The sequence below is a fragment of the Pantoea sp. BAV 3049 genome (assembly GCF_009765445.1).
GTDB lineage: Bacteria > Pseudomonadota > Gammaproteobacteria > Enterobacterales > Enterobacteriaceae > Erwinia.
Genome location: NZ_WHOY01000031.1, coordinates 17,644 through 17,991, shown reverse-complemented (window position 1 = coordinate 17,991; position 348 = coordinate 17,644). Strand labels below are relative to the sequence as shown.

Genomic DNA, 348 nt, shown 5'->3' with positions numbered 1-348 from the left:
GGTAAGGAGACAATTCATGCGTGACATTATTACCACTGACGTACTGAAAACCATGATCCCGGAAGAGATGGAGGACTGGCGCGACAGCGGGGAAGACTTTCGACGGGAGCTGACCCACGCGGTGATGCGTGAGCTTGATGCCCCCCCGGGATGGGATATGAACGGGGAGTACCGCAACGAGTTTGGCGGCATGTTCCCGGTGCAGGTGAGGTTTACGCCGTCCTGCGGCAACTTCCAGCTGGCGCTGTGCAGCCCTGGTTACGTCAGCCCTGAGTGGCTGGTGATGTTCATCTCTGCCAGCGGTCGCCCGTTTGCGGTGGTTCGGTCGCTCCCGGCGTTCAGCCCTGT

Annotated in this window: 1 protein-coding gene; it reads left to right on the top strand. The window is 60.3% G+C overall.

The genetic code is table 11. The annotated features are described in order from the left end of the window. Positions 1-16 precede the first annotated feature (16 nt). The coding region (gene psiB / locus GSQ70_RS00830) for a conjugation system SOS inhibitor PsiB (protein WP_233268225.1) at positions 17-348 on the top strand (332 nt) is incomplete at its 3' end.